Genomic DNA, 19345 nt, shown 5'->3' on the forward strand with positions numbered 1-19345 from the left:
AATCTGATAGGCGGATTTATACGTGACGAACAAAAGTTCCCGAGATGTGCCCGATCTTTCGTCCTATGACGTCCACCTGACGCCCGAGGTCGTCGCCTCGATCCGTGCCGTGCTCCCCCAGGTCGGCGAGGACGTGGTCGCGGCGATCATCGCCGAGGTGCCGCCGTATCAGGACGCGCTCTCGGGACACATGGGCGAGACCATCCGGAACGCCGTGGGCGTAGCACTGGGCGGCTTCCTGTCGCTCGCCTCCGGGGCGGGCCTGGCCTCCGACGTGTCGGCCGCGACGCCGCCTGCGGTCCAGGGCGCCTATGACCTGGGGCGAGGCGAGGCCAGGAGCGGGCGCACCATGGAGGCCCTGCTGGCCGCCTACCGCATAGGCGCCCGCGTGGCCTGGCGTGAGCTCGCAGGCAAGGCCGTCGAGGGCGGCATGGCACCGGCGATGCTGGTGGAGTTCTCCGCGCTGGTCTTCGCCTGGATCGACGAGATCTCGGAGGCCTCGGCGGCCGGGCATGCCGACGAGCGCGCCACGACCGGACGCGTACGCCGACAGCTGCGCGAACGGCTCGCCCGCAAGCTGCTGGCCGAGACGACCCCGGAGGAGCTCGACGACGCGGCCGTACGGGCCGAATGGACCCCGCCGAGCACGCTGACCGCCGTGCTCGTCCCCAACTCCCAGGTCGGCACCATTCTCGCCAAGGTCAACCAGGGCACCCTGGAGCACGACGACCTGCGCGACCTCGACGACCACACTCTTCTGCTGGTCCCCGACGCGCACGGTCGCCGGCGCCGGGCACTGATGAAGGCGCTGGAGGGCCGCCGGTCGGTCGCCGGCCCGGCAAAGCCCTGGCGCGAGGCTCGGGTCTCGTACGAGCGTGCCCGCCGCGCCCAGGACGCGGGTCTCGGCTCCGACACCGAGCAGCACCTGGTCGAGCTGGTCCTCTCCGCCGACACCGACGCCCGCGAGGACCTGCGCGCCCAGGTCCTCGCCCCCTTGGCCGACCTGCGCCCCGCCACCGCCGAGAAGCTCACCGAGACCCTCCGCTCCTGGCTCCTCCACCAGGGCCGGCGCGACGAGGTCGCCGCCGACCTCTTCATCCACCCCCAGACCGTCCGGTACCGGATGGGGCAGCTGCGCGACGTGTACGGGGACCGGTTGGACGATCCCGCGATGCTCCTCGCCCTCACCGTCGCCCTGGGCTGATCAGCAGGGTCAGCCCAGGGCGTCACTCGAGTCTGCGACAGCATGCTCGCTCGGCGTCACGTTTCCGCGTCGTTCAGCCTTGATCGAGGTAGAGGCAGAAGGGGTGGCCGTCGGGGTCGAACATGACGCGTACGTCGTCCTGGGGTTGGAAGTCCGCGAGCTGCGCACCCAGGTCGGCGGCGTCGTTGACTGCCGCGGCCAGGTCGGTCACTCCGATGTCCAGGTGGACCATCTGCTGCTGGGCGTTGGGCTCGCTCGGCCAGACCGGCGGCCGGTAGTGGCGGTCGAACTCGAAGGCGAGGTTGCTGTGAGTTGCGTTGCCCGACGGATCACGGATGAGAACGGTGGCGTACGTCGGTTCGGAGCTGCTGACCTCCCAGCCGAACAGGTCCGCATAGAAGGTGGCGAGTGCGAGCGGGTCGGTACAGGCGACGTTGACACCGATCCATCCGGTGGCGCCCCTGATCCCGGCCATCTCATTCACCGTCCCTGGGGTCCTCGCCGACGAGACCGTCGATGGACTCGCGGATGAGGTCGGCGTGGCCGGTGTGGCGGGCGTACTCCTCGATCATGTCGGCGACGTAGCGGCGGGCGTTGGCCTCGAGCTGCCACTCGGGGTTGGTCGCCAGCGTGTCCATCCCGTTCTTGCCGAGGGCCTCGGCGATCGACCGGCGGGACCTGGCGACCGCACCCTCCCACAGCTCCATCAGGCCGTCGGCGGTGTCCTCGGCCTCGGTCTTCCAGTCCCAGCCCTCCTCATCCGGGCCGTAGCGCACCCAGACGTCCGGATAGCCGTTGCCGGCGAGGACCGCGGTGAAGTAGTGGTCCTCGCAGAACGCGAGGTGCTTGAGGAGCCAGCCGAGCGTGATCTTCGAGGGCTCGAGCCGTTGGCGCAGCTGCTCGTCGCTGAGGCCGCCGCACTTCCACGCGAACGTACGCCGGATGCGGTCGAGGGTGCTGAGCAGCGTGCCGGTCTCGTCCATGACCGGGGTCATCTCGACCGGCTGGGTGACGTCGGTGGTGGTCATGACGCCACGCTAGGCCGGGTTCCGGACGTACGCCTTCCGCTTACGCCTCTCCTTGACCTCAACTCGACTTGAGCCGCGAGGCTGGGGGCATGAAGTTCACCGACACGCAGCTCCGCTACCTCCGCACCCAGCCGCTGGGCAGGCTCGCGACCCTCGCCCCCGACGGGGGCCTCCAGAACAACCCCGTGGGGTTCACGATCGACGAGGAGCACCGGATCGTGATCGGCGGCTACGAGATGGGCCGATCACGGAAGTTCCGGAACGCCCAGAAGCACGCCAAGGTGGCCTTCGTGGTCGACGATCTCGAGTCCACCAACCCGTGGAAGCCGCGGATGGTCGAGATCCGCGGCACGGCCGAGGCACTCACGGACGTGGACCCGCCGATGCCGGGGACCTCACGGGAGGTCCTCCGGATCACGGCGGACTCGATCAGGGACTACGGACTGGGTGACTGACTCAGCGCTTCCGGAACAGCCGGGCGGGCACCAGCGAGAGCGGGTTGATCGCCGCCCGGATGCGCTGCCACCTGGTGCGCGAGTCGGAGATCGACGAGCGAAGCGTCCCGACCTGCTCCCAGAAGGCGGCGACCTCGTCGTCCTGCGGCCCCGCCTCGGCGAACATGGTGGTGTCGGTGAGCAGCGCCAGCCCCGGCGCACCGTCCATGCCCGGGGACCCGGACAGCGCGGTTGCCTGCTCGCGGCGAGTCGCGCCGACGGGCACCCCGACCCCGAAGTCACGGGCGTGATCGAGGGCCTCGCGCCAGCCACCGGAGAGACGCGCGACCGGGGTCCCACGTGTCCGCCGGCGATGTCGCCGCCAGATCTTGGCGCCGATGATCGCCCCGCACACGGCTGCGATGAGCAGCAGCGGGATGCCGACGTACGTGAAGACGGCGATCAGCCAGCCGGGCAGCGTGAACCCGTCGGGCCGCGAGTTGGCCTTCTGGTTGACCGACTCGTCCAGCGGGTCGCCGGAGGTCGCGGGCGGGCGTACGGGCGCCGGCGGCGGGACGACCTTGCCGGTGACGAGCTCCTCGGGCTGAGGGGCGTTCTGCTCGGGCGGCTTCTCGGTGTTCATGAACTCGGACCAGTCCAGGGTGGCCCAGGACCCGTCCGACATCCGCAGCTCGACCCAGGCATGCATGTCCTTGCCCTCGACGACGCCGTCGGAGCCGACGACGGCACCCAGGACCACCCGGGCCGGGACGCCGACCTGGTTGGCCAGGATCGCCATCAGCGCGGCGTACTGCTCGTCGTTGCCTGCGAGCTGGCCGCCCTTGGCGGTGAAGTCGGCGAGACGACGCAGGGAGTGACCGGCCGGGTACTGCTGGTTGGGCGGCTCCCCGTCGGTGTATGTGCCCTCCTCCTTGAGCTTCTCCGCCACCGCCAGCGCGTTGGTGATCGGTGAGTCACCACCGCCGGCGTACTCGGCGGCGAGCGCCTGGAACTGGGCGGCCTCGTCGCCGATCGGCGACCCGCCCGACCAGTTCTCGCTCTTCTCCCCGACCTTCTCGTCGACGACCGAGGCGGTGAAGGAGTACGAGTCGCCGGGCTTCAGCGCCGACGGCAGGACACCGGTGGACGTCGCCAGGTTGTAGCGGAACGAGTCGGAGTCGGGGCCGTCGAACGAGATGTGCGTGAGCGCGGTCGGCAGCGGCACCCAGACGCCGCCGAAGTCCTCGCCGATCGTGATCGTGCCGCGCACCTGCTTGCCGTCGGCGAGCGGGTTTCGCAGCGTCGAGCTGATCTTCTGGAAGGTGTCATCGGGACCTTCGGTCTCGCCGGAGTCGTTGGCCGCACGCCAAACGGTGCCGTCGTACGAATCCATCGCGGCGACCCGGACCCGGGTGCCCTCGGGCAGGCCCGAGACGGTGAACAGGTCCTTCTCGTAGAGCCGGCGGTCGTCCTCCGGCGTCTGGTAGCCCTTGGTGTAGACGCGGTAGCCGGCCAGGGGCGACGGGTACTGCCCGACGTTGAAGGGCGGCTCGATCTCGCCGCGCAGCACGGTGCGCTCAGGCGCGAGACCCGGGAGCAGCGGCCCACCGAGGAACGCCAGCCCGGCCGCACCCAGGCACAGGCCGGCTCCGATGGCGGTCCGCGAGAGACGGCGGCCGCCGGCGGCGAGGGCACGGGCCCGCATGCCGCGGATGCACAGCCAGGTGATCGCGATCGCTCCGAAGAGCGCGCCGAGCAGAGCGGTCTTGGACGGGTCCTGTACGCCGAGCAGGATCACGCCGGCCATCAGCGCGAACGCGACGAGCACCGGCGGCAGCGCCGCCTTCGTCCGCACCGCCAGCGCGAAGCCGACACAGCCGGCGACCAGGCCGAGGATGTAGGGGATCGTCAGCAGCGCCCCGCCGTCGACCGGCGGCAGCGTGGTCAGCAGTCGCTTCCAGCCGTGCACGGAGTTGTCGGCGAGGGTGCCGATCGTGTCGGGGACCGGGAGGAACGAGAGGTCGCCGATCCCGTGCAGCGCGACCGCGCCGCCGAGCACGAAGAAGGCGGCCAGCAGCCCGACGGCCAGCACGACCACCGGCTGTCCGCGGCCGACGAAGGCGATGAGGATCCCGAGCAGCAGCCCGGCGACACCGGCGACCAGGTAGGTCCAGCCGGCGTAGGTGTCGTCGAAGCCGAGGAAGGCGATGGTGCCGAGAAGGAACAGGAGGAGGCCGTCTACGGCGTGGTGCTTCTTCATCCGGACAACCCCTTCGACAGCACGATCGGCAGCTGGTCCAGGTCGGGCAGGGTGATCATCGGCAGGTCGGCGACGGCCTTGAAGCCGGCACGCTGCGAGGAGTCGACCCGGACGGCGACGGTGGTGGCATCGACCGAGAACTGGCCGGCCGCGCGCTGCAGCGCGACGAACTCCGGGTAGCGCCCGGTCACCAGCATCACCAGCGACGCGTCCGGCGCCTGCCGGGCCGCCTCGGCGGTGATCTCGATCAGGTTGGTCTGCTGCGGTTTCGCCCGGGAGCAGGCGTCGAGAGCCGTACGCCCTCCCCCGCTCGCCGCGGTGGCGCGCACCATCAGCACGTCACCGGTCGCGAACGATACGTCGAACTCGTCCAGGATCCCGCGGCGCAGCAGCGAGCCCGCGATCGACATCGCGGTCTCGTACTCGTCCTCGCTGTCGTAGGACATCGGCGAGGAGTCGACGATGACGACGATGTGGGAGCGGCGGGTGTCGAGGAACTGCCGCACCAGCAGCTGGCCGTGGCGTGCCGAGGAGCGCCAGTGGATGTGGCGCAGGTCGTCGCCCGGGACGTACTCACGCAGCGCGTGGAAGGCGAGGTCGCTCATCGAGGTGTTCTGTGCCGTGGACCCCTCGAGGTCACGGACCAGACCGACCCCGAAGGGCTCCAGGTGGGTGGTGCGCGGGTGGACGAACACCTCGGTGCGGTCGGTCCACTCCTGCACCCGCCGGAAGAGCCCGAGCGGGTCGCCGCGCACCGTCCGGACGGGACCGACGTCGATCACGCCGCGGCGCTGGGTCGGCACCACGAACAGCTCGGTGTGCTCGGCGCCGGGGAGCAGCATCGGCAGGTCGTACGTCACCCCGCCCGCTCCGATGGGGAACTCCAGGCTCGTCGAGACGAGCGGACCGCGCGCCTCGTTGCGGGCCCGCAGCTCGCCGGTCAGGGCCTGGCCGACCGCGACGCGCGGCGGCTCGACCACGGTCGCCACCGCGAGCCGGGTGCGCCCGATCATGAAGAAGGCCGCGCCGATCACGAGGAACAGCGCCGCCATCGCCACCACGGACGCCTCGATCCAGCCGAGCGCGGTCGCGGCGACCCAGGCCAGCGCGCCGAGGAGCAGCACGCCCCAGCCGATCGACGTCACCGTGCCGAACCACGGACGGACCCGATCGGCGACGAACGAGTAGACCGAACCCGCCCCGGACGCTACCGGGGCGAGTCGTTTCCGCAGGTCAGCAACGATGTTGCGGACACTGAGCCTGCTCATCTCAGGCGACACGCTCAGTGGGAGCCGGGATCGAGGTGAGCAGGTCGCCGATGACGTCCTCGACCGTGACGCCGTTGAACATCGCCTCCGGGTCGAGGATCAGGCGGTGGCAGAGCACCGGCTCGGCGAGCGACTTGATGTCGTCGGGCAGCACCTGGGAACGGCCCTCGGCGAGCGCCCAGACCTTGGCGGTGCGCACCAGGGCGAGGCAGCCACGCATGGAGGCCCCGAGGCGTACGTGCTTGTGGCGACGCGACTCGTCGACCAGCGCGGAGACGTAGGCGACGATCGCCTGGTCGATGTAGACCTGATCGGCCATCTCGGCCATCTGGGTGACCGTCGGGGCGGTGATGATCGGGGTGACCAGCGTGGCCCGGTCGCGGACCGAGGAGTTCATCAGCAGCTCGACGGTGGCGTTCTGGTCGGGGTAGCCGACCGACGTCTTCATCAGGAAGCGGTCCAGCTGCGCCTCGGGCAGCCGGTACGTCCCGGCCTGCTCGATCGGGTTCTGGGTCGCGATCACCATGAACGGACGGCCGACGTCGCGGGTGGCGCCGTCGACGGTGACCCGGCCCTCCTCCATGACCTCCAGGAGCGCCGACTGGGTCTTCGGGGAGGCGCGGTTGATCTCGTCGGCGAGCACGATCGAGTGGAAGATCGGGCCCGGGTGGAACTCGAAGGCGCCCTTGCCCTGGTCGTAGACGGTCACACCGGTGACGTCGGACGGGAGCAGGTCCGGCGTGAACTGGATGCGGGCGTGCGATCCCTGGACCGTGTTGGCCAGTGCGCGGGCGAGCTGGGTCTTGCCCGTGCCGGGGTAGTCCTCGAGGAGCAGGTGGCCCTCGGAGAGCAGCGCGGTCAGCACCAGGCGGATCACGTTGCGCTTGCCCAGCACCGCCTTCTCGACGTTGTCGGCAAGCTTCTCGAAGGTCTCGTGGAACCAACGAGCCTGCTCGGTCGTGACGGTCATTTCTTCTCTCCTACCACGTAACGTTCTTCGAAAGATTGGGTCGACCGGAGGTCGTGCAGGTCACTCGGAACGGGGTGTTGGCGCCGACCCAGCCGCGACCGCTGCCCGTGCCCTTGCCGTTGCTCCCGATGTTCACATTCCAACGCGAGGTGGTGGAGTTGGTGCTGCACTCCCAGGTCTTGCCGGGGAAGGCGAGGTCGGTGATGGTCGAGCCGACGTACCAACAGGTGCCGCCACACGCCACGTCCGGCTCGGGGCAGGAGGCGCCGGAGCACTCGCCGGCCTTGTTCACCTCGAGGATCGGGTCCGGCGGCGGGTCGGTCCGCACCGTGACCGAGTCGGACTTGCTCGCCCGCGGCGAGTCACTGATGGTCACGGTGTAGGTGTAGGACGTGTTCCATTCGGGCGCGGTGTCCGTGCCCGAGCGGCTGCCCGCGCCGGTGCCCGTGCCGAACTGGGCGACCTCGGTGCCACCACGCTTGACGGTGACGGTCGCAGCCTTGCCGTTGGGGTTGTAGTTGACGTTCCAGTTGACCTTGTTGCCGTCGACACTCGCCGAGATCGACGGCGTGCCCAGCGGGCCGTACGTGGTCACGTTCTTCGACGACCAGGCGCCGCAGGACGCCCCCGCCCCGGTGCCACCGGAGGAGTCGTTGCACGCCCGCAGCTGGACGGCCGTCGAGGTGCCGTTGGTGAAGCCGGTGATCGTCTTGGTCTGCTGGCCGGCGCCGTCGGGCGGATAGGTCCAGCTCCCGCAGGAGGAGCCGTTGCGCAGGCACTCGACCCGGTTGGTCTTGCCGTGCGAGGCCTGCGGGGTGAAGACGATCTCGGCCGTGCCGTTTGCCCCGGTCGGGGTCGCGCTCGCGAACGAGACCGCCTCGGGCGTCGCGGCCGCCTCGACCTTGCCTCCCGCCGAGTAGCTGGAGATGTGCGCCTCCGGCGAACCGCCGGACCCGGTCTCGCGGGGCGAGGTCGCCTCCGCGTTGCGGGCTCTGACCGCGTACGTGTAGATCGTGCCGTCGTTGGCGACGTCGTCGCGGCAGCTGGTCTCGGTCACCCAGGAGCAGACGATCTTCTCGCCGGTGCCGCCGGTGCGGCGTACCTCATAGGTGACCGGCGCCGGGCCGTTGGCCGCGACCGGGCTCCACGAGACGGTCACCGCCTTGCCGGAGTTGTTGGCCGTGTTGGCCCACTCGAAGGTCGGGGTCGCGGGGGTGTCCGGCTTGCCGGCGCCCATCCCCTCGACCGTCGCCGAGGGGCCCTTGTTGGTCTTGACGCCCTTGTCGTTGAGCGGCACGACCGTGAACTGCACCGGGTCGCCGTTGGTGGCGACTGCCGCCGGATAGGTCGTCTGACCTGCGGAGATGTCCTTGATGCCACCGCCCGGCCAGCTGATCCGGTATTTCTGCACGTCCGAGCAGTCGCACGGGGCCGGCTTGCTCCAGCTCAGCTCGACCTTGTGGTCGCGCTGGCGGGTGACACGGAGGTTCTGCACCGGACCGGTGTAGGCGTCGGGCTCGCCCTCGGCCGAGTTGCTCCACTCGCGGCTCGGGCCCACGGAGTTCACCGCACGCACCCGGAAGTCGTAGACGACGCCGTTCTTCAGCCCGGTGATCCGGCACGAGGTCGACGGACAGTCCTGGACGTGGTCGCCGTTGGCCTCCACCTCGTAGCGCTGGATCGGGTCGTCGCCGTTGTCCTTCGGCGCGTTCCACGACAGCGCGACCACGTTAGAGAGGAAGTCGGAGGTCGTACGCAGCGCCGTCGGCGCGCCGGGGACGTCGATGACGTCCACCTCGATGACGCCGGTGGCTTTGACCCGCTTGGAGTCCTTGCCGGAGTCGCTGACCTCGATCGCGTAGCGGTAGTGGCCGTGACCCTCCTCGGGCGTGTTGAAGGTGATCTTCGAGCCGCTGGCCTTGCCCATGTCGGGCGAGTCGCCATCGACCGGGTCGAGCTTGGTGATCACCACCTCCTGAGACTCCGACGGCACCGGTGTCTGCAGATAGTCGGCGATGTCGATCGCGACCGTCTTCCCGGCCTCGGTCTGCAGCGGCTTGATCGGAGAGAGGGACGGCGCGGGCAGCGCGATGACGGTGACCAGGAGCTGTCCGGTCGCGTCCGTGCCCTCGACGCCGATCTCCAGGGCGCCCTGGGCGCCGGCGTCGGCGCGGTCGGCGGTGAGCCGCAGGCCACCGTCCTCGGGCTTGACCTCGACCCCGTCGAGCCCGTCGCCGACCTCGGCGGTGAAGTCGAGGTCGTCGGCGTCGCCCGGGTCGGCGGTCCACACGTGGCAGATGGCGGCGATGTCGACCAGCGCGCCGTTGCCGCTCTCCGGGACCTCGACCGGGGTGCTCGGACAGTTGATCTCCGGCTCCTCCTTGCCGATCTGGACCGGCAGCGAGATCACCGAGAGGTGGGCGTCGGCGGAGGTGATCTTCTCGCGGTCGGCGACCTCGAACGTCAGGGTCGCCGGACCCTTGGTCTCGCCGGCGGTGACCTTGACCGTCGTCGCGGTGGTGTCGCCGGTGTTGAGCATGCCCTCCGGAGCGGCCACGATCTTGTCGGTCGTGGTCAGCACCACCGGGTCGCCCTCGGGGTCCTCGACGTAGTCGGTGATGTCGACGTTCTTCGTCTCGCCAGGATTGAGCTGGAGCTCGGAACCCGGCTTCAGGTAGGGGGCGTCCTTCGGACGCGCGGGGACGTAGATCGAGCCGACCGCCTGGGCACCGTCGGGGTCGGTGACCCGGTAGGTCCACACCCGGGTGTTGTCGCCGACCGGCAGGGTGACCTTGCCGTCGTCGATCTTCGGCTTGGACTCGTCCTCGCCGACCGAGGGACCCTTGACCGCGTCGACGGTGAGGTCCTCGAGCGAATCGTCGATGTCGGTCACCTTGGTCATCACGTCGACGGTGGTCGTCGACGAGTCGCCCCCGGGGTGGGCGACCACGATCCCCGCCATCGGCGGGTTGTCGTAGCCCTCCTGATAGCGGATCGCAAGCTCGCCGGTGTCCTCGTGGAGGCCCGTGGTGGCGCGGTAGGGGATGTGCTGGAACGGCTCGCCGGAGCCACCCTGGACGGTGACGATGCCGTCGGAGCGCTGCTTGACGTTGGAGCCCTCGGTCGCGTCGGTCGAGGCCAGGTGCAGCTCGGTCCCCGGCGTACGCAGGTCGTTGGCCAGCACGTCGTAGGTCAGCTTCTTGGAGGGGTCGAGCGTGACCAGGTCGTCGACGGCGACCGGGCGCTGGGGCGCGCCGGGCGCGACGACGGCGATCCGCACCGTGCCGGTCGCGACGGCACCGAACGGGTCGCTGACCTCGTAGGTGAACTCGTCGGTGCCGGCGGCGTTGGGGAAGGCCTGGTAGGTGATCGTGTTGGCGCCGTGGGCCAGGACGCGGCCGTAGGCGGGCGCGCTGTTGATCCTGGTCACCGAGACCGAGTCGCCGTCGGGGTCGGTGCCGACGGTGGGCAGCCGCAGCGTGACCTCGTCGCCCTGGACCACCCGCGACTCCAGCGCCTTCGGTGCGGGCGCGGAGTTGTCGGCCTTCTTCTTCGGCAACGGCTTGACGTGGATGCGGATGTTGCCCGAGGAGTGCTCCGCGGAGGGGTCGCCGGTGTTCTGCACGACGTAGCGGACGTCGACGTCGACCGGCCCCTTCACGTCGTCGGGGGCGACGTAGCGGACCCGGTTGCCGTCGATGTAGGCCTCACCGACCGTCGGCTGGCCCAGCACCTGCAGCTGGCCCTTGGTCTCGATGGTCTGGTCGACGACCAGGCCGACCGGGTCACCCGAGGGCGTCGAGTCGTTGTCGAGGACGGGGATCGAGACGGAGTCGGCGGCCCGGACCGTGGCCTCGTCGTCGACCGCCTCGGGGGCGTTCTCGGCGCCGCGCAGCGCCGGTCGCTGGCTCACCGTCACCGACCCCTCGGCCTCGGCCGCGCCGTTGCTGATCGTGTAGCGGATCGCCTGGGTGGACGGGTCCATGTCGGGCTTGGACGCCTGGATCCGCAGCCAGCGCCCGTCGAGCACCGCGACCGTCAGGTCGCTGTCGCCGACCGGCTCGGCATGGGTCACGGCGAGCAGCCGGCCCCGGGAGTCGTAGTCGTTGGCGAGGACGTCGAGGGTGCGGGTCGAGGTGCCGAGGACGGCGGTCGTGTCCGGCGTCGCGATCGGCTCGTCCGCCGCCTGGGAGGCGGGTTTGACGTCGACGCGGATCTTCGCCGCGGCGGGCTTCGCGGCCCCGAACCCGGCGTTGTAGCTGAGCTGGTAGGTGCCCGGCGAGCTCCCTCGGGCGCGCACGACGCCGGTCTCCCGGTCGGTGCTCACCTCGAGGCCGCCCTTGGGAGGGACGTCGCCGGCGAGGGTGAGGCTCGCGTCGAGGTTGGACGGGTCGGCGCCGGGGATGTCGTTGTCGAGCGGGCGGATCGTCACCCAGGAGCCCTGGGTGCCCTCGGCGACGTCGTCCTTCGGCTCCGGGGAGGCAGTGGTGGCTCCGGCGACGATGTTGACCCGCACCTTGTCCTTCGACGGCTTACCGCCGGTGCTGACCTGATAGCCGAGGTTCTCGCTGCCGGAGGCGTCCGTGGCGGCGGTGTAGCGCAGCAGCCCGTCGGGGGTCACGCTCGCCTTGCCCTTGGACGCGGTCGGGGACTGAGCGGTGACCGGGTCGCCGTAGCGCTCGTCGCGCCAGTCGCCGACCACCGGGATCTCCACGGTGCCGCCGGCCGCGACGGTGTAGTCGGTCGGCGTGTAGTGCTCACGCAGCGTCGGCTTGCCGGTGCCTCCCGAGCCCTCGATGCTGAGCTCGACGCTGGCGTCGTCCTGGCCGGCCTTGCCCTTCATCCCGTCGTCGACGGTGTATTTGAAGCTGGTCTTCTTCCCCTGCGCCGACTCGGGGGCGGTCACCAGGACCGACTGCCGGTCGGGAGCGATGGTCGCCTCGACGCCCTTGACGGAGGCCTCGCCGACCGAGACCACGCTCAGGATCGAGTCCTTGGCCGAGGAGTCGTTGTCGAGGACGTGCAGCACCGTGGTGCGTCCGGCGCGGGCACCGAGCTGGTCGTCCTTGGCCTTCGGCGCCTGGGCGGCCTTGGTCTGCTGCTGCTGCTTGTCCTTCTTCTGGTTCTGCTTCTGGGTCTGCGGCTGGAACGCCTCCCAGTTGGAGATCTTCTTGATGTCGGCGCCGTCGATCTCCCAGACATCACCGTTGCGCAGGTCGTTGAGCACCAGCTGGCCACGGTTGATCCGGAACTCCAGCTCGGCGGCCGGGCCGAGGGTCGGGATCTCGCCCAGGATCGGCTCGCCCTCGCCGCACTGGGTCGCCACCGAGCCGGTCGAGCCGTTGGCCCAGGCACCGAAGACGCAGTCGCCGAGCCGGACCGGGGCGGCCGGGTCACCGGCGGACTCGGCGACGTGGCGGATCTCGCCGTTGCTCAGGGCGACGGCCTTGAGGCCGGTCGCGTCGCCGACGAGCACCTCCTTGGCCTTGACGGAGGGCTGCTGGAGGACCGCACTCTCCGCGGTGTCACCGAAGTCCACGGCGATGTCGGAGCCCTTGGCGGCGCCGAGCAGCCAGCCGGCCTGGTCGAGGGTGATGACGTCGCGGCCGACGACGGTCGCCGAGGTCGGGGTCTCCGCGTACTCCGGAGCCTTCGGGAGCTTGGTCTCCTCGGGATCGGCGAACCGCTCACCGTCCGGGGCGAAGGTGGTCAGCGTCCGCTTGGCGGCGGAGACGGCGTACGCGGTCCCGTCGGTGCCGATGGTGAGCACCGCGTCGGCGCCGACCGTCTCGGTGGGCTTCGTGGAGCCGGAGAGGTCGGAGAGGTCGCCGACGCCGGCGGTCGGGTCGACGGAGGTGAGCCAGACCTTGCCGGTCTTCTGCTCGGCGACGCCGATGGTGTTGCCACCCATCACTACGCGGCTGTCCTTCACGGTCACCGCGTCGTCGTCGATGCCCTCGGCGAGCTTGGTGTTGACCGGCGTGATGGTGCGGGCGTCGCGGTCCACGGACGCCACCGCGATGCCGTTCTGCACCACGTCGAGGCCGGCGCGCTCGGACCTGGACCCGGCCTCGTTGCCGGCCCAGACGACACCGTCGAGCTGGGCGACGGGGCGGTTCTGGCGGCCCAGGGTGCCCCAGGACTGGTTGGTCACCCAGATGCCGCCGTCGTCGAGATCGGCCTTGTGCACGGGGTAACCCGTCGACTGGATCGCGTAGACGGTCAAACCGCTCGCAACGACGGCAAGAGCCGCCCAGGACGCGATGGAGGTCCGATGACGCCGCATCCACCCGGACGCCATCCCGAAACGTGCCACCAAGACTCTCCCCAAGTCCTTCCAGGCCAAATGGCCAGCCGACACAAAAAGTCGGGCTTACTCTAGGCGCGCCTCAGGGTAGAAGCCACACGAACTAGCCAAACGTGGCACACGGCTCAGTGAACACGCTCACCGTTACCGTACGGGATGTTCTAAAGTGTCCGCTTCCAGCACCACTATTTTCGCATCCTGCCCGGGATGCCCCAGATACTTGGCACCGCAAAGGAACAGCATGACCGCTTACCCAGCCCTGCGTGCCGCGGGGGCGACTGATGTCGGCCGGGTCCGCGAGGTGAACGAGGACTCGTTCGTCATGCTGCCCGCCGTGGCCGTCGTCGCCGACGGGATGGGCGGTCATGCCAGCGGCGATGTCGCCAGTGCCCTCGCGGTCGAGACCTTCCAGAGCCGCTTCGCGACCATCTGCCCGGTCCCCGAGGACATCCAGGACGCCGTCCACGCCGCCAACTCCGCGATCACCTCGGAGGCGGCTCGCAACTCCGAGAAGCAGGGCATGGGCACCACCCTGACCGGCGTGGCGCTCGTCGAGTTCGAGGGCGCTCCCCACTGGTTGGTGTTCAACGTCGGCGACTCGCGCGTCTACCGGCTCTCGCCGGCCGGCGTCACGCAGGTGACCGTCGACCATTCCGAGGTCGCCGTCATGGTCGAGGCGGGGATGATCACCGCCGCCGAGGCCCGCGTCCACCCGCTGCGCAACGTCATCACCCGGTCGCTCGGCACCTACCCGTCTCCGGAGGCGGACACGTGGCTGGTGGCCGTGTCGCCCGACGACCTCTTCCTGCTCTGCTCCGACGGCCTCACCGGCGAGCTCGAGGACCACGAGATCCATGAGATCGCGTCCAAGACGCTCGGTGTGGGCGGAAGCATCGACAACCTCGCCCAGAGGCTGGTGGACGCTGCGGTTGCATCGGGCGGGCGCGACAATGTCACTGTGGTACTCGTGACACCCCCTCCCTCGCTCTTCGCCGCGCCCGCGGAGACTGACGTCTCGACATCAGGCTCCTCACGATCCGCAGGGGACGTCTCGTCGTCCCATGAGTGATACCGCTACCTACTGTGCTGGGCACTGGCTCGCGTTGAAGGGCGACCGGTGCTGGGCGCTGGTGCAGCTCGGCCCCGGTGACCCGCGGGTCGGCGGCGTCCAGGCCGCACTGTCCGACCCCCACCCGGTCGACGCGATCGCCGGGCTGCTCTCCGTCGACGGACCGCGAGCCCCCGGCTTCGCGCTGATCGGGCGCGAGGGCCCGCGGGTGCGGTACGCCGTGCGCTCCCCTGCCAAGGTGACCGCCGTCGTCAACGAGGTGCCGGTCTTCATCGACGGCATCGACGTCGCCGGCAAGTGGGCCGACGGCCACTTCGCTGCCGTCCCCGAGCGCGCCGAGCTCGCCAACGGGGCCTGGGGTGGGATGGAGGAGGACCAGCCGCTGGTCGACACCGCCCACGCTCGCTCGCTGGACGTCGTCTTCGACCCCGACTTCTATGCTCAGGTTCAGGCCGAATCGACCATGATGCCGCTGGACCACACCATCCGGCGCTCGGACCTGGCGGCCTCTCCGCCGCCCGCGGCGCCCCCTCCGGGAGTGCCGGGCGTCTCGTCCTTCCAGAGCCCTCCCCCCTCGCCCGTGCCGCCGCCACCGGTGGCACCGCCCCAGCCTGCGCCCGAAGCCAAGAAAGGCATCATCGACGGTCTTCCGTGGCGGAAGAAGGGTGCCAAGAAGCCCGATCCCAACGCGTGGGGCCCGCCGGACCGGCAGCCCTCGCCCCCGCCCGCTGCGCCGCCCGCGGCTCGACCCTCCGTGCCGCCTCCCCCGATGCCCGCGCCCGCGCCGACGCCGCCCAACGACATGGCGACCCGGGTCCGCGACGTCGCGACGCCGACCCCGGTGCCACCGGCGGGCGGGCCGACCGTGTGGGCGGTCTACTGCCCGCAGGGCCACGCCTCACCGCCCTACTCCCCGACCTGCCGCATCTGCCGGATGGCGCTGCCGCCGCACCAGCAGCCGGTCTCGGTCCCGCGCCCCGCGCTGGGCCAGCTCAAGCTGGGCGACGGCCGGGTCGTCATCCTGGACCGAGGTGCCGTCTTCGGGCGGTCGCCGCGCGCTGATGCCAACGGCAACACGGGGGCTGGTGGCGTACCTCCGCATCTGGTGAAGGTGATGCTGCCCGACATCAGCCGGCTGCACACCGAGGTGCGCCTGGAGGAGTGGCAGGTGCTCGTCCGCGACCTCGGCTCCGCCAACGGGTCCTACCTGACCCTGCCCGGCGGGCGTCCGCAGCAGATGCGGCCGATGGAGGAGTACGCACTGGAGCCCGGCGCCGTGGTGAGCCTCGCCGGCTCGATCAACCTGAACTACGAGGTCCTCGGGTGACTCAAACACCACACCCGGAGCTCGGCCCCGAGCTGCCCGGGATGAACTGCCTGGGCAGGCTCGGTTCGGGCGGTTTCGCCGACGTCTACCTCTACGAGCGCCACCACCCGAAGGTCCGGGTCGCGGTGAAGCTGATGCGCTCCTCCGACCTCGCCGAGGCGCAGCGCGCGCAGTTCGCCGCGGAGGCGGCGGTGATGGCCGAGCTGGCCGAGCACCCGTTCATCGTTCCGGTGCACAGCGCCGGCGAGACGCCGGACGGCCGCCCCTACCTGGTGATGGGCTACTACCCCAACGCGGACCTCGGTGCCCGCGTACGCAACAACCCGATGAAGGTGCAGGACGCGCTGCGCTTCGGGATCCAGATGGCGTCGGCCGTCGAGACCGCGCACCGCGCCGGGATCATCCACCGCGACATCAAGCCGTCCAACATCCTGCTCTCCCGCTACGACGTGCCCGGCCTGGCCGACTTCGGCATCGCCGGCCGCCCGCGCGACGACGAGGGCGACATCGGGGTCTCCCTGCCGTGGTCGCCGCCCGAGGTCCTCACCTCGGCGTCCAACGGTTCGGTCGCCTCCGACGTCTACTCGCTGGCCGCCACCGTCTGGCATCTGCTCGTGGGCCGCTCGCCCTTCGCGGAGCGGGGCAACAACTCCGACCGCGCAGTCTTCTCCCGCATCCTGCACACGGCTCCCCCTGCCACGGGCAGGGCCGACGTACCTCCGTCCCTGGACCGGGTGCTGCAGCAGGCGATGGCGAAGGACCCGACCTACCGGCCGCGGACCGTCCTCGACCTGGCCCGCCACTTCCAGCGGATCGAGCAGGAGCTGCGGCTGGGCCGCACCGAGGTGCAGGTCCTCGACCGCGATGCCGGTGGCAGCGGGTCGATCCCGGTCGTTCCCGACATTCCGGCAGCGCGGGGTGAGGGTCCGACCACGGGCTCGGGCCGTTCACGTCTCTCCTCTCCACCCTCCGACCCGGAGATGGAGAAGGCCACCGAGCTCAAGCCGCCGTCCCAGGTGATCGCGCAGGCGCCGATCACCCAGCCGCCGGCCTCGCTCGCGTCGGCACCGGTGGCGGATGCCGGCTCGGCCTCGGCCGACCGCACCCGGTTCAGCTACCCGCGGACGGAGGAGGGCCCCTCGGTCCTCACCGGCGCGCGCCCGGCGGAGAGCCGCAGCAAGACCCCGGCGATCATCGGCGTCGTCGTCCTCTTCCTCCTCGCCGCAGCCATCGGCATCGTCCTCTCCCGCGGCGGCGAGGACGAGAAGCCCGACGAGGTCCCGCCCCCGCCCGTCGAGACCGACCTCCCCGGTGTCACCGGCCCAGCCGCGCCGGGCAAGGTCAAGGGCGCCCTCAAGGGCAACCGCGCCGTCTTCACCTGGTCCGGCGTGCCCGGAGCGACCGGCTACAAGTGGGTCGGTGACAACTCCACCAGCGGCAACGTGGACCGTCCCAAGGCGGTCGTACGCCTCGAGGGCGCCACCAAGGTCTGCATCCAGGTCCGCTCCCTCGGCGAGAACGGCAACGTCTCGCAGGGCGCAGCGCAGGCCTGCGTCAGCAAGTAGCCCGGCGCAGGCGATACTGAGCGCATGCCGAACACCCCTGCGCCGACCAACCCGGTGGCCACGTCAGCGAAGCTGGCGGACGGACGCGAGATCTGGTTCTTCGACGAGCAGCCGACGCTGCGCTCGGTGCACGACGAGCGGCCGCTGGAGCCGCGGGCGGGCGGGTCGCAGCTGCGCTGGGACCGGCTGACCGCGACCTGGACGGCGGTGGCGGGGCACCGGCAGACGCGTACGTTCAAGCCGCCCTCGGACGAGTGCCCGCTGTGCCCGTCGGTCGACGGGCGGCTCACCGAGATCCCGGCCGAGAGCTACGACGTGGTGGCCTTCGAGAACCGGTTCCCGGCGCTCTCGACGGTCGCGGTCGGCGAGGCGACCGGGGAGCCGTTCGTCTCCCAGCCGGGGCGTGGCCGGTGCGAGGTGGTCTGCTTCACCAGCGACCACGAGCAGAGCTTCGTGGACCTTCCTCCCGAGCGGGTGCGGACGGTCCTCGCGGCGCTGGCCCATCGCACCGAGCAGCTGACGGCGATGCCGGAGGTGGCGTACGTCTTCTGCTTCGAGAACCGCGGCGAGGAGATCGGGGTGACGCTGCAGCACCCCCACGGGCAGATCTACGCCATGCCGGTGCTGCCGCCGAGGATCGAGTCCCTCGTGAACGCCGCCGACGCCCATCGCGAGGCGACCGGCGAGTGCCTGCAGTGTGCGGTGCTCGCCGACGAGATCGCCGACGGGTCGCGGGTGGTGGCCGAGAACGGGACGTTCGTGGCGTACGTCCCCTATGCCGGACGCTGGCCTTACGAGATCCGCGTCGTGCCGCGGCGCCACGTGGGCTCGCTGCCCGGTCTGACCGCCGAGGAGATGGACGACCTCGCCGCGCTCTACCAGGAGTGCCTGCGGCGGATGGACGGGCTCGACGACGCCGGCCCGGTGCCCTACATCGCCGGTTGGCAGCAGGCCCCGACCGGACGTGAGGACACCTGGCACCTGGCCGCCGAGATCTTCACCATCCGGCGGGCGCCGGGACGGCTGAAGTACCTGGCCGGCATCGAGTCCGGCGTCGCGCTCTGGGTCAACGACATCCCGCCGGAGACCGCCGCGGAGCGGCTCCGCGACGCACTCTAGAGCCCCTGCCAGTCCGGCTTCCCGGCGTAGACCTCGCGGTAGTAGTCGCGGCGTACGAGCCGGGACGCCGCGGCCTCGTCCAGAAGGACCGAGACGTGGCCGTGGAGCTGGAGGACCGAGGCCGGGCAGGTCGCCGAGACCGGGCCCTCGACGGCAGCGGCGACCGCCTCGGCCTTGCCCTCCCCGGTGGCGAGGAGAAGCAGGTGGCCGGCGCGGGTGATGGTGCCGAGACCCTGGGTGAGCACGTGGTGCGGCACCGCTTCGGGTGAGCCGAAGAAGCGCGCGTTGTCCTTGCGCGTCGTGGCCGTGAGCGTTTTGATCCGGGTCAGCGAGGCCAGCGACGAGCCGGGCTCGTTGAAGGCCAGGTGTCCGTCGGAGCCGATGCCGAGGATCTGCACCTCGATCCCGCCCGCAGCCACGATGGCCGCCTCGTAGCGCTCCCCGGCCGTCGGCAGCGTCTCCTCGGTCGGGTCGGGTCCGTGGACCCGCTCCGGCGGGATACCGATCGCGTCGGTGAACTCGCGCCGGATGGTCGCCAGATAGGACTGCTCGTGCCCGTCGGGGAGGCCGACGTACTCGTCCAGGTTGAACGTCTCCACACCGTCATAGGACGGCCCGCGACCGTCCCGGGCACGCCGGATGAGCTCCTCGTACGTCGCCAGCGGCGTCGAGCCGGTCGCCAGCCCGAGCACGGCGGCGGTGCCGGCGGCCGCCCGGCGGCGTACGACGTCTTCGATCGTGTCCGCGGCGAGGGATGCCACCTCGGCGGGGGTCTCGAGGACAACTACTTCCAT

At 70.7% G+C, this 19345-nt stretch carries 13 protein-coding genes; 6 read left to right on the forward strand and 7 right to left on the reverse strand.

Annotation, left to right across the window (positions count from 1 at the left end):
• Positions 1 to 46 precede the first annotated feature (46 nt).
• On the forward strand, positions 47 to 1204 hold the full coding sequence (locus OG801_RS12460; RefSeq protein WP_406035931.1) for a PucR family transcriptional regulator: 1158 nt from the start codon (positions 47 to 49) through the stop codon (positions 1202 to 1204).
• A 73-nt stretch (positions 1205 to 1277) separates the two neighbouring features.
• On the opposite strand, the gene OG801_RS12465 is transcribed toward OG801_RS12460, so the two are convergent.
• Together OG801_RS12465 and OG801_RS12470 are read right to left on the reverse strand one after the other, a co-directional pair.
• Positions 1278 to 1679, reverse strand: a complete 402-nt coding sequence (locus OG801_RS12465; RefSeq protein WP_406035932.1) for a VOC family protein — start codon at positions 1677 to 1679, stop codon at positions 1278 to 1280.
• A gap of 1 nt (position 1680) precedes the next feature.
• Positions 1681 to 2232 carry a DinB family protein gene (locus tag OG801_RS12470; protein WP_406035933.1) on the reverse strand — a complete coding sequence of 184 codons (552 nt, stop codon included), beginning with the start codon at positions 2230 to 2232 and terminating at the stop codon, positions 1681 to 1683.
• An 89-nt stretch (positions 2233 to 2321) separates the two neighbouring features.
• On the opposite strand from OG801_RS12470, the gene OG801_RS12475 reads away from it, so the two are divergent.
• The gene (locus OG801_RS12475) at positions 2322 to 2687 is read left to right on the forward strand and encodes a PPOX class F420-dependent oxidoreductase (protein ID WP_355017642.1); all 366 of its coding nucleotides are present in this window, start codon (positions 2322 to 2324) and stop codon (positions 2685 to 2687) included.
• A gap of 1 nt (position 2688) precedes the next feature.
• Here OG801_RS12475 and OG801_RS12480 read toward each other — a convergent pair whose 3' ends face one another.
• Genes OG801_RS12480 through OG801_RS12495 form a run of 4 tightly spaced genes read right to left on the reverse strand, consistent with a single transcriptional unit; the run spans position 2689 to position 13480 of the window.
• Positions 2689 to 4926: a DUF3488 and transglutaminase-like domain-containing protein gene (locus OG801_RS12480; protein ID WP_406035934.1), complete on the reverse strand. Its 2238-nt coding sequence runs from the start codon at positions 4924 to 4926 to the stop codon at positions 2689 to 2691.
• Positions 4923 to 6194 carry a DUF58 domain-containing protein gene (locus tag OG801_RS12485; RefSeq protein ID WP_406035935.1) on the reverse strand — a complete coding sequence of 424 codons (1272 nt, stop codon included), beginning with the start codon at positions 6192 to 6194 and terminating at the stop codon, positions 4923 to 4925. The genes OG801_RS12480 and OG801_RS12485 overlap by 4 nt, the downstream gene beginning before the upstream one ends.
• A gap of 1 nt (position 6195) precedes the next feature.
• Entirely contained in the window at positions 6196 to 7164 is a 969-nt protein-coding gene (locus OG801_RS12490) for a MoxR family ATPase (RefSeq protein ID WP_355017639.1), read from the reverse strand.
• A gap of 10 nt (positions 7165 to 7174) precedes the next feature.
• Entirely contained in the window at positions 7175 to 13480 is a 6306-nt protein-coding gene (locus OG801_RS12495) for an Ig-like domain-containing protein (protein ID WP_406035936.1), read from the reverse strand.
• A 232-nt stretch (positions 13481 to 13712) separates the two neighbouring features.
• On the opposite strand from OG801_RS12495, the gene OG801_RS12500 reads away from it, so the two are divergent.
• From OG801_RS12500 to galT, 4 genes are read left to right on the forward strand one after another with little or no spacing between them, the layout of a single operon-like run.
• A complete protein-coding gene (locus tag OG801_RS12500) occupies positions 13713 to 14540 on the forward strand; it encodes a PP2C family serine/threonine-protein phosphatase (protein ID WP_355017637.1) in 828 nt (275 codons plus the stop codon).
• Positions 14533 to 15867: an FHA domain-containing protein gene (locus OG801_RS12505; RefSeq protein ID WP_406035937.1), complete on the forward strand. Its 1335-nt coding sequence runs from the start codon at positions 14533 to 14535 to the stop codon at positions 15865 to 15867. Before OG801_RS12500 ends, OG801_RS12505 begins: the two co-directional genes overlap by 8 nt.
• Entirely contained in the window at positions 15864 to 17432 is a 1569-nt protein-coding gene (locus OG801_RS12510) for a serine/threonine-protein kinase (protein WP_406035938.1), read from the forward strand. The genes OG801_RS12505 and OG801_RS12510 overlap by 4 nt, the downstream gene beginning before the upstream one ends.
• A 24-nt stretch (positions 17433 to 17456) precedes the next feature.
• The gene (galT, locus tag OG801_RS12515) at positions 17457 to 18551 is read left to right on the forward strand and encodes a galactose-1-phosphate uridylyltransferase (protein WP_406035939.1); all 1095 of its coding nucleotides are present in this window, start codon (positions 17457 to 17459) and stop codon (positions 18549 to 18551) included.
• On the opposite strand, the gene nagB is transcribed toward galT, so the two are convergent.
• Positions 18548 to 19345, reverse strand: coding sequence for a glucosamine-6-phosphate deaminase (gene nagB / locus OG801_RS12520; protein ID WP_406035940.1), 798 nt, complete (start codon positions 19343 to 19345; stop codon positions 18548 to 18550). The genes galT and nagB overlap by 4 nt on opposite strands.

This window comes from Nocardioides sp. NBC_00163, assembly GCF_045206295.1.
Lineage (GTDB): Bacteria > Actinomycetota > Actinomycetes > Propionibacteriales > Nocardioidaceae > Nocardioides.

Coding starts and splice junctions, on each gene's coding strand:
- OG801_RS12465 (WP_406035932.1), bottom strand. CDS start 1,679: ATGGCCGGGATCAGGGGCGCCACCGGATGGATCGGTGTCAACGTCGCC.
- OG801_RS12480 (WP_406035934.1), bottom strand. CDS start 4,926: ATGAAGAAGCACCACGCCGTAGACGGCCTCCTCCTGTTCCTTCTCGGC.
- nagB (WP_406035940.1), bottom strand. CDS start 19,345: ATGGAAGTAGTTGTCCTCGAGACCCCCGCCGAGGTGGCATCCCTCGCC.
- OG801_RS12475 (WP_355017642.1), top strand. CDS start 2,322: ATGAAGTTCACCGACACGCAGCTCCGCTACCTCCGCACCCAGCCGCTG.
- OG801_RS12500 (WP_355017637.1), top strand. CDS start 13,713: ATGACCGCTTACCCAGCCCTGCGTGCCGCGGGGGCGACTGATGTCGGC.
- OG801_RS12485 (WP_406035935.1), bottom strand. CDS start 6,194: ATGAGCAGGCTCAGTGTCCGCAACATCGTTGCTGACCTGCGGAAACGA.
- OG801_RS12505 (WP_406035937.1), top strand. CDS start 14,533: ATGAGTGATACCGCTACCTACTGTGCTGGGCACTGGCTCGCGTTGAAG.
- OG801_RS12490 (WP_355017639.1), bottom strand. CDS start 7,164: ATGACCGTCACGACCGAGCAGGCTCGTTGGTTCCACGAGACCTTCGAG.
- OG801_RS12470 (WP_406035933.1), bottom strand. CDS start 2,232: ATGACCACCACCGACGTCACCCAGCCGGTCGAGATGACCCCGGTCATG.
- galT (WP_406035939.1), top strand. CDS start 17,457: ATGCCGAACACCCCTGCGCCGACCAACCCGGTGGCCACGTCAGCGAAG.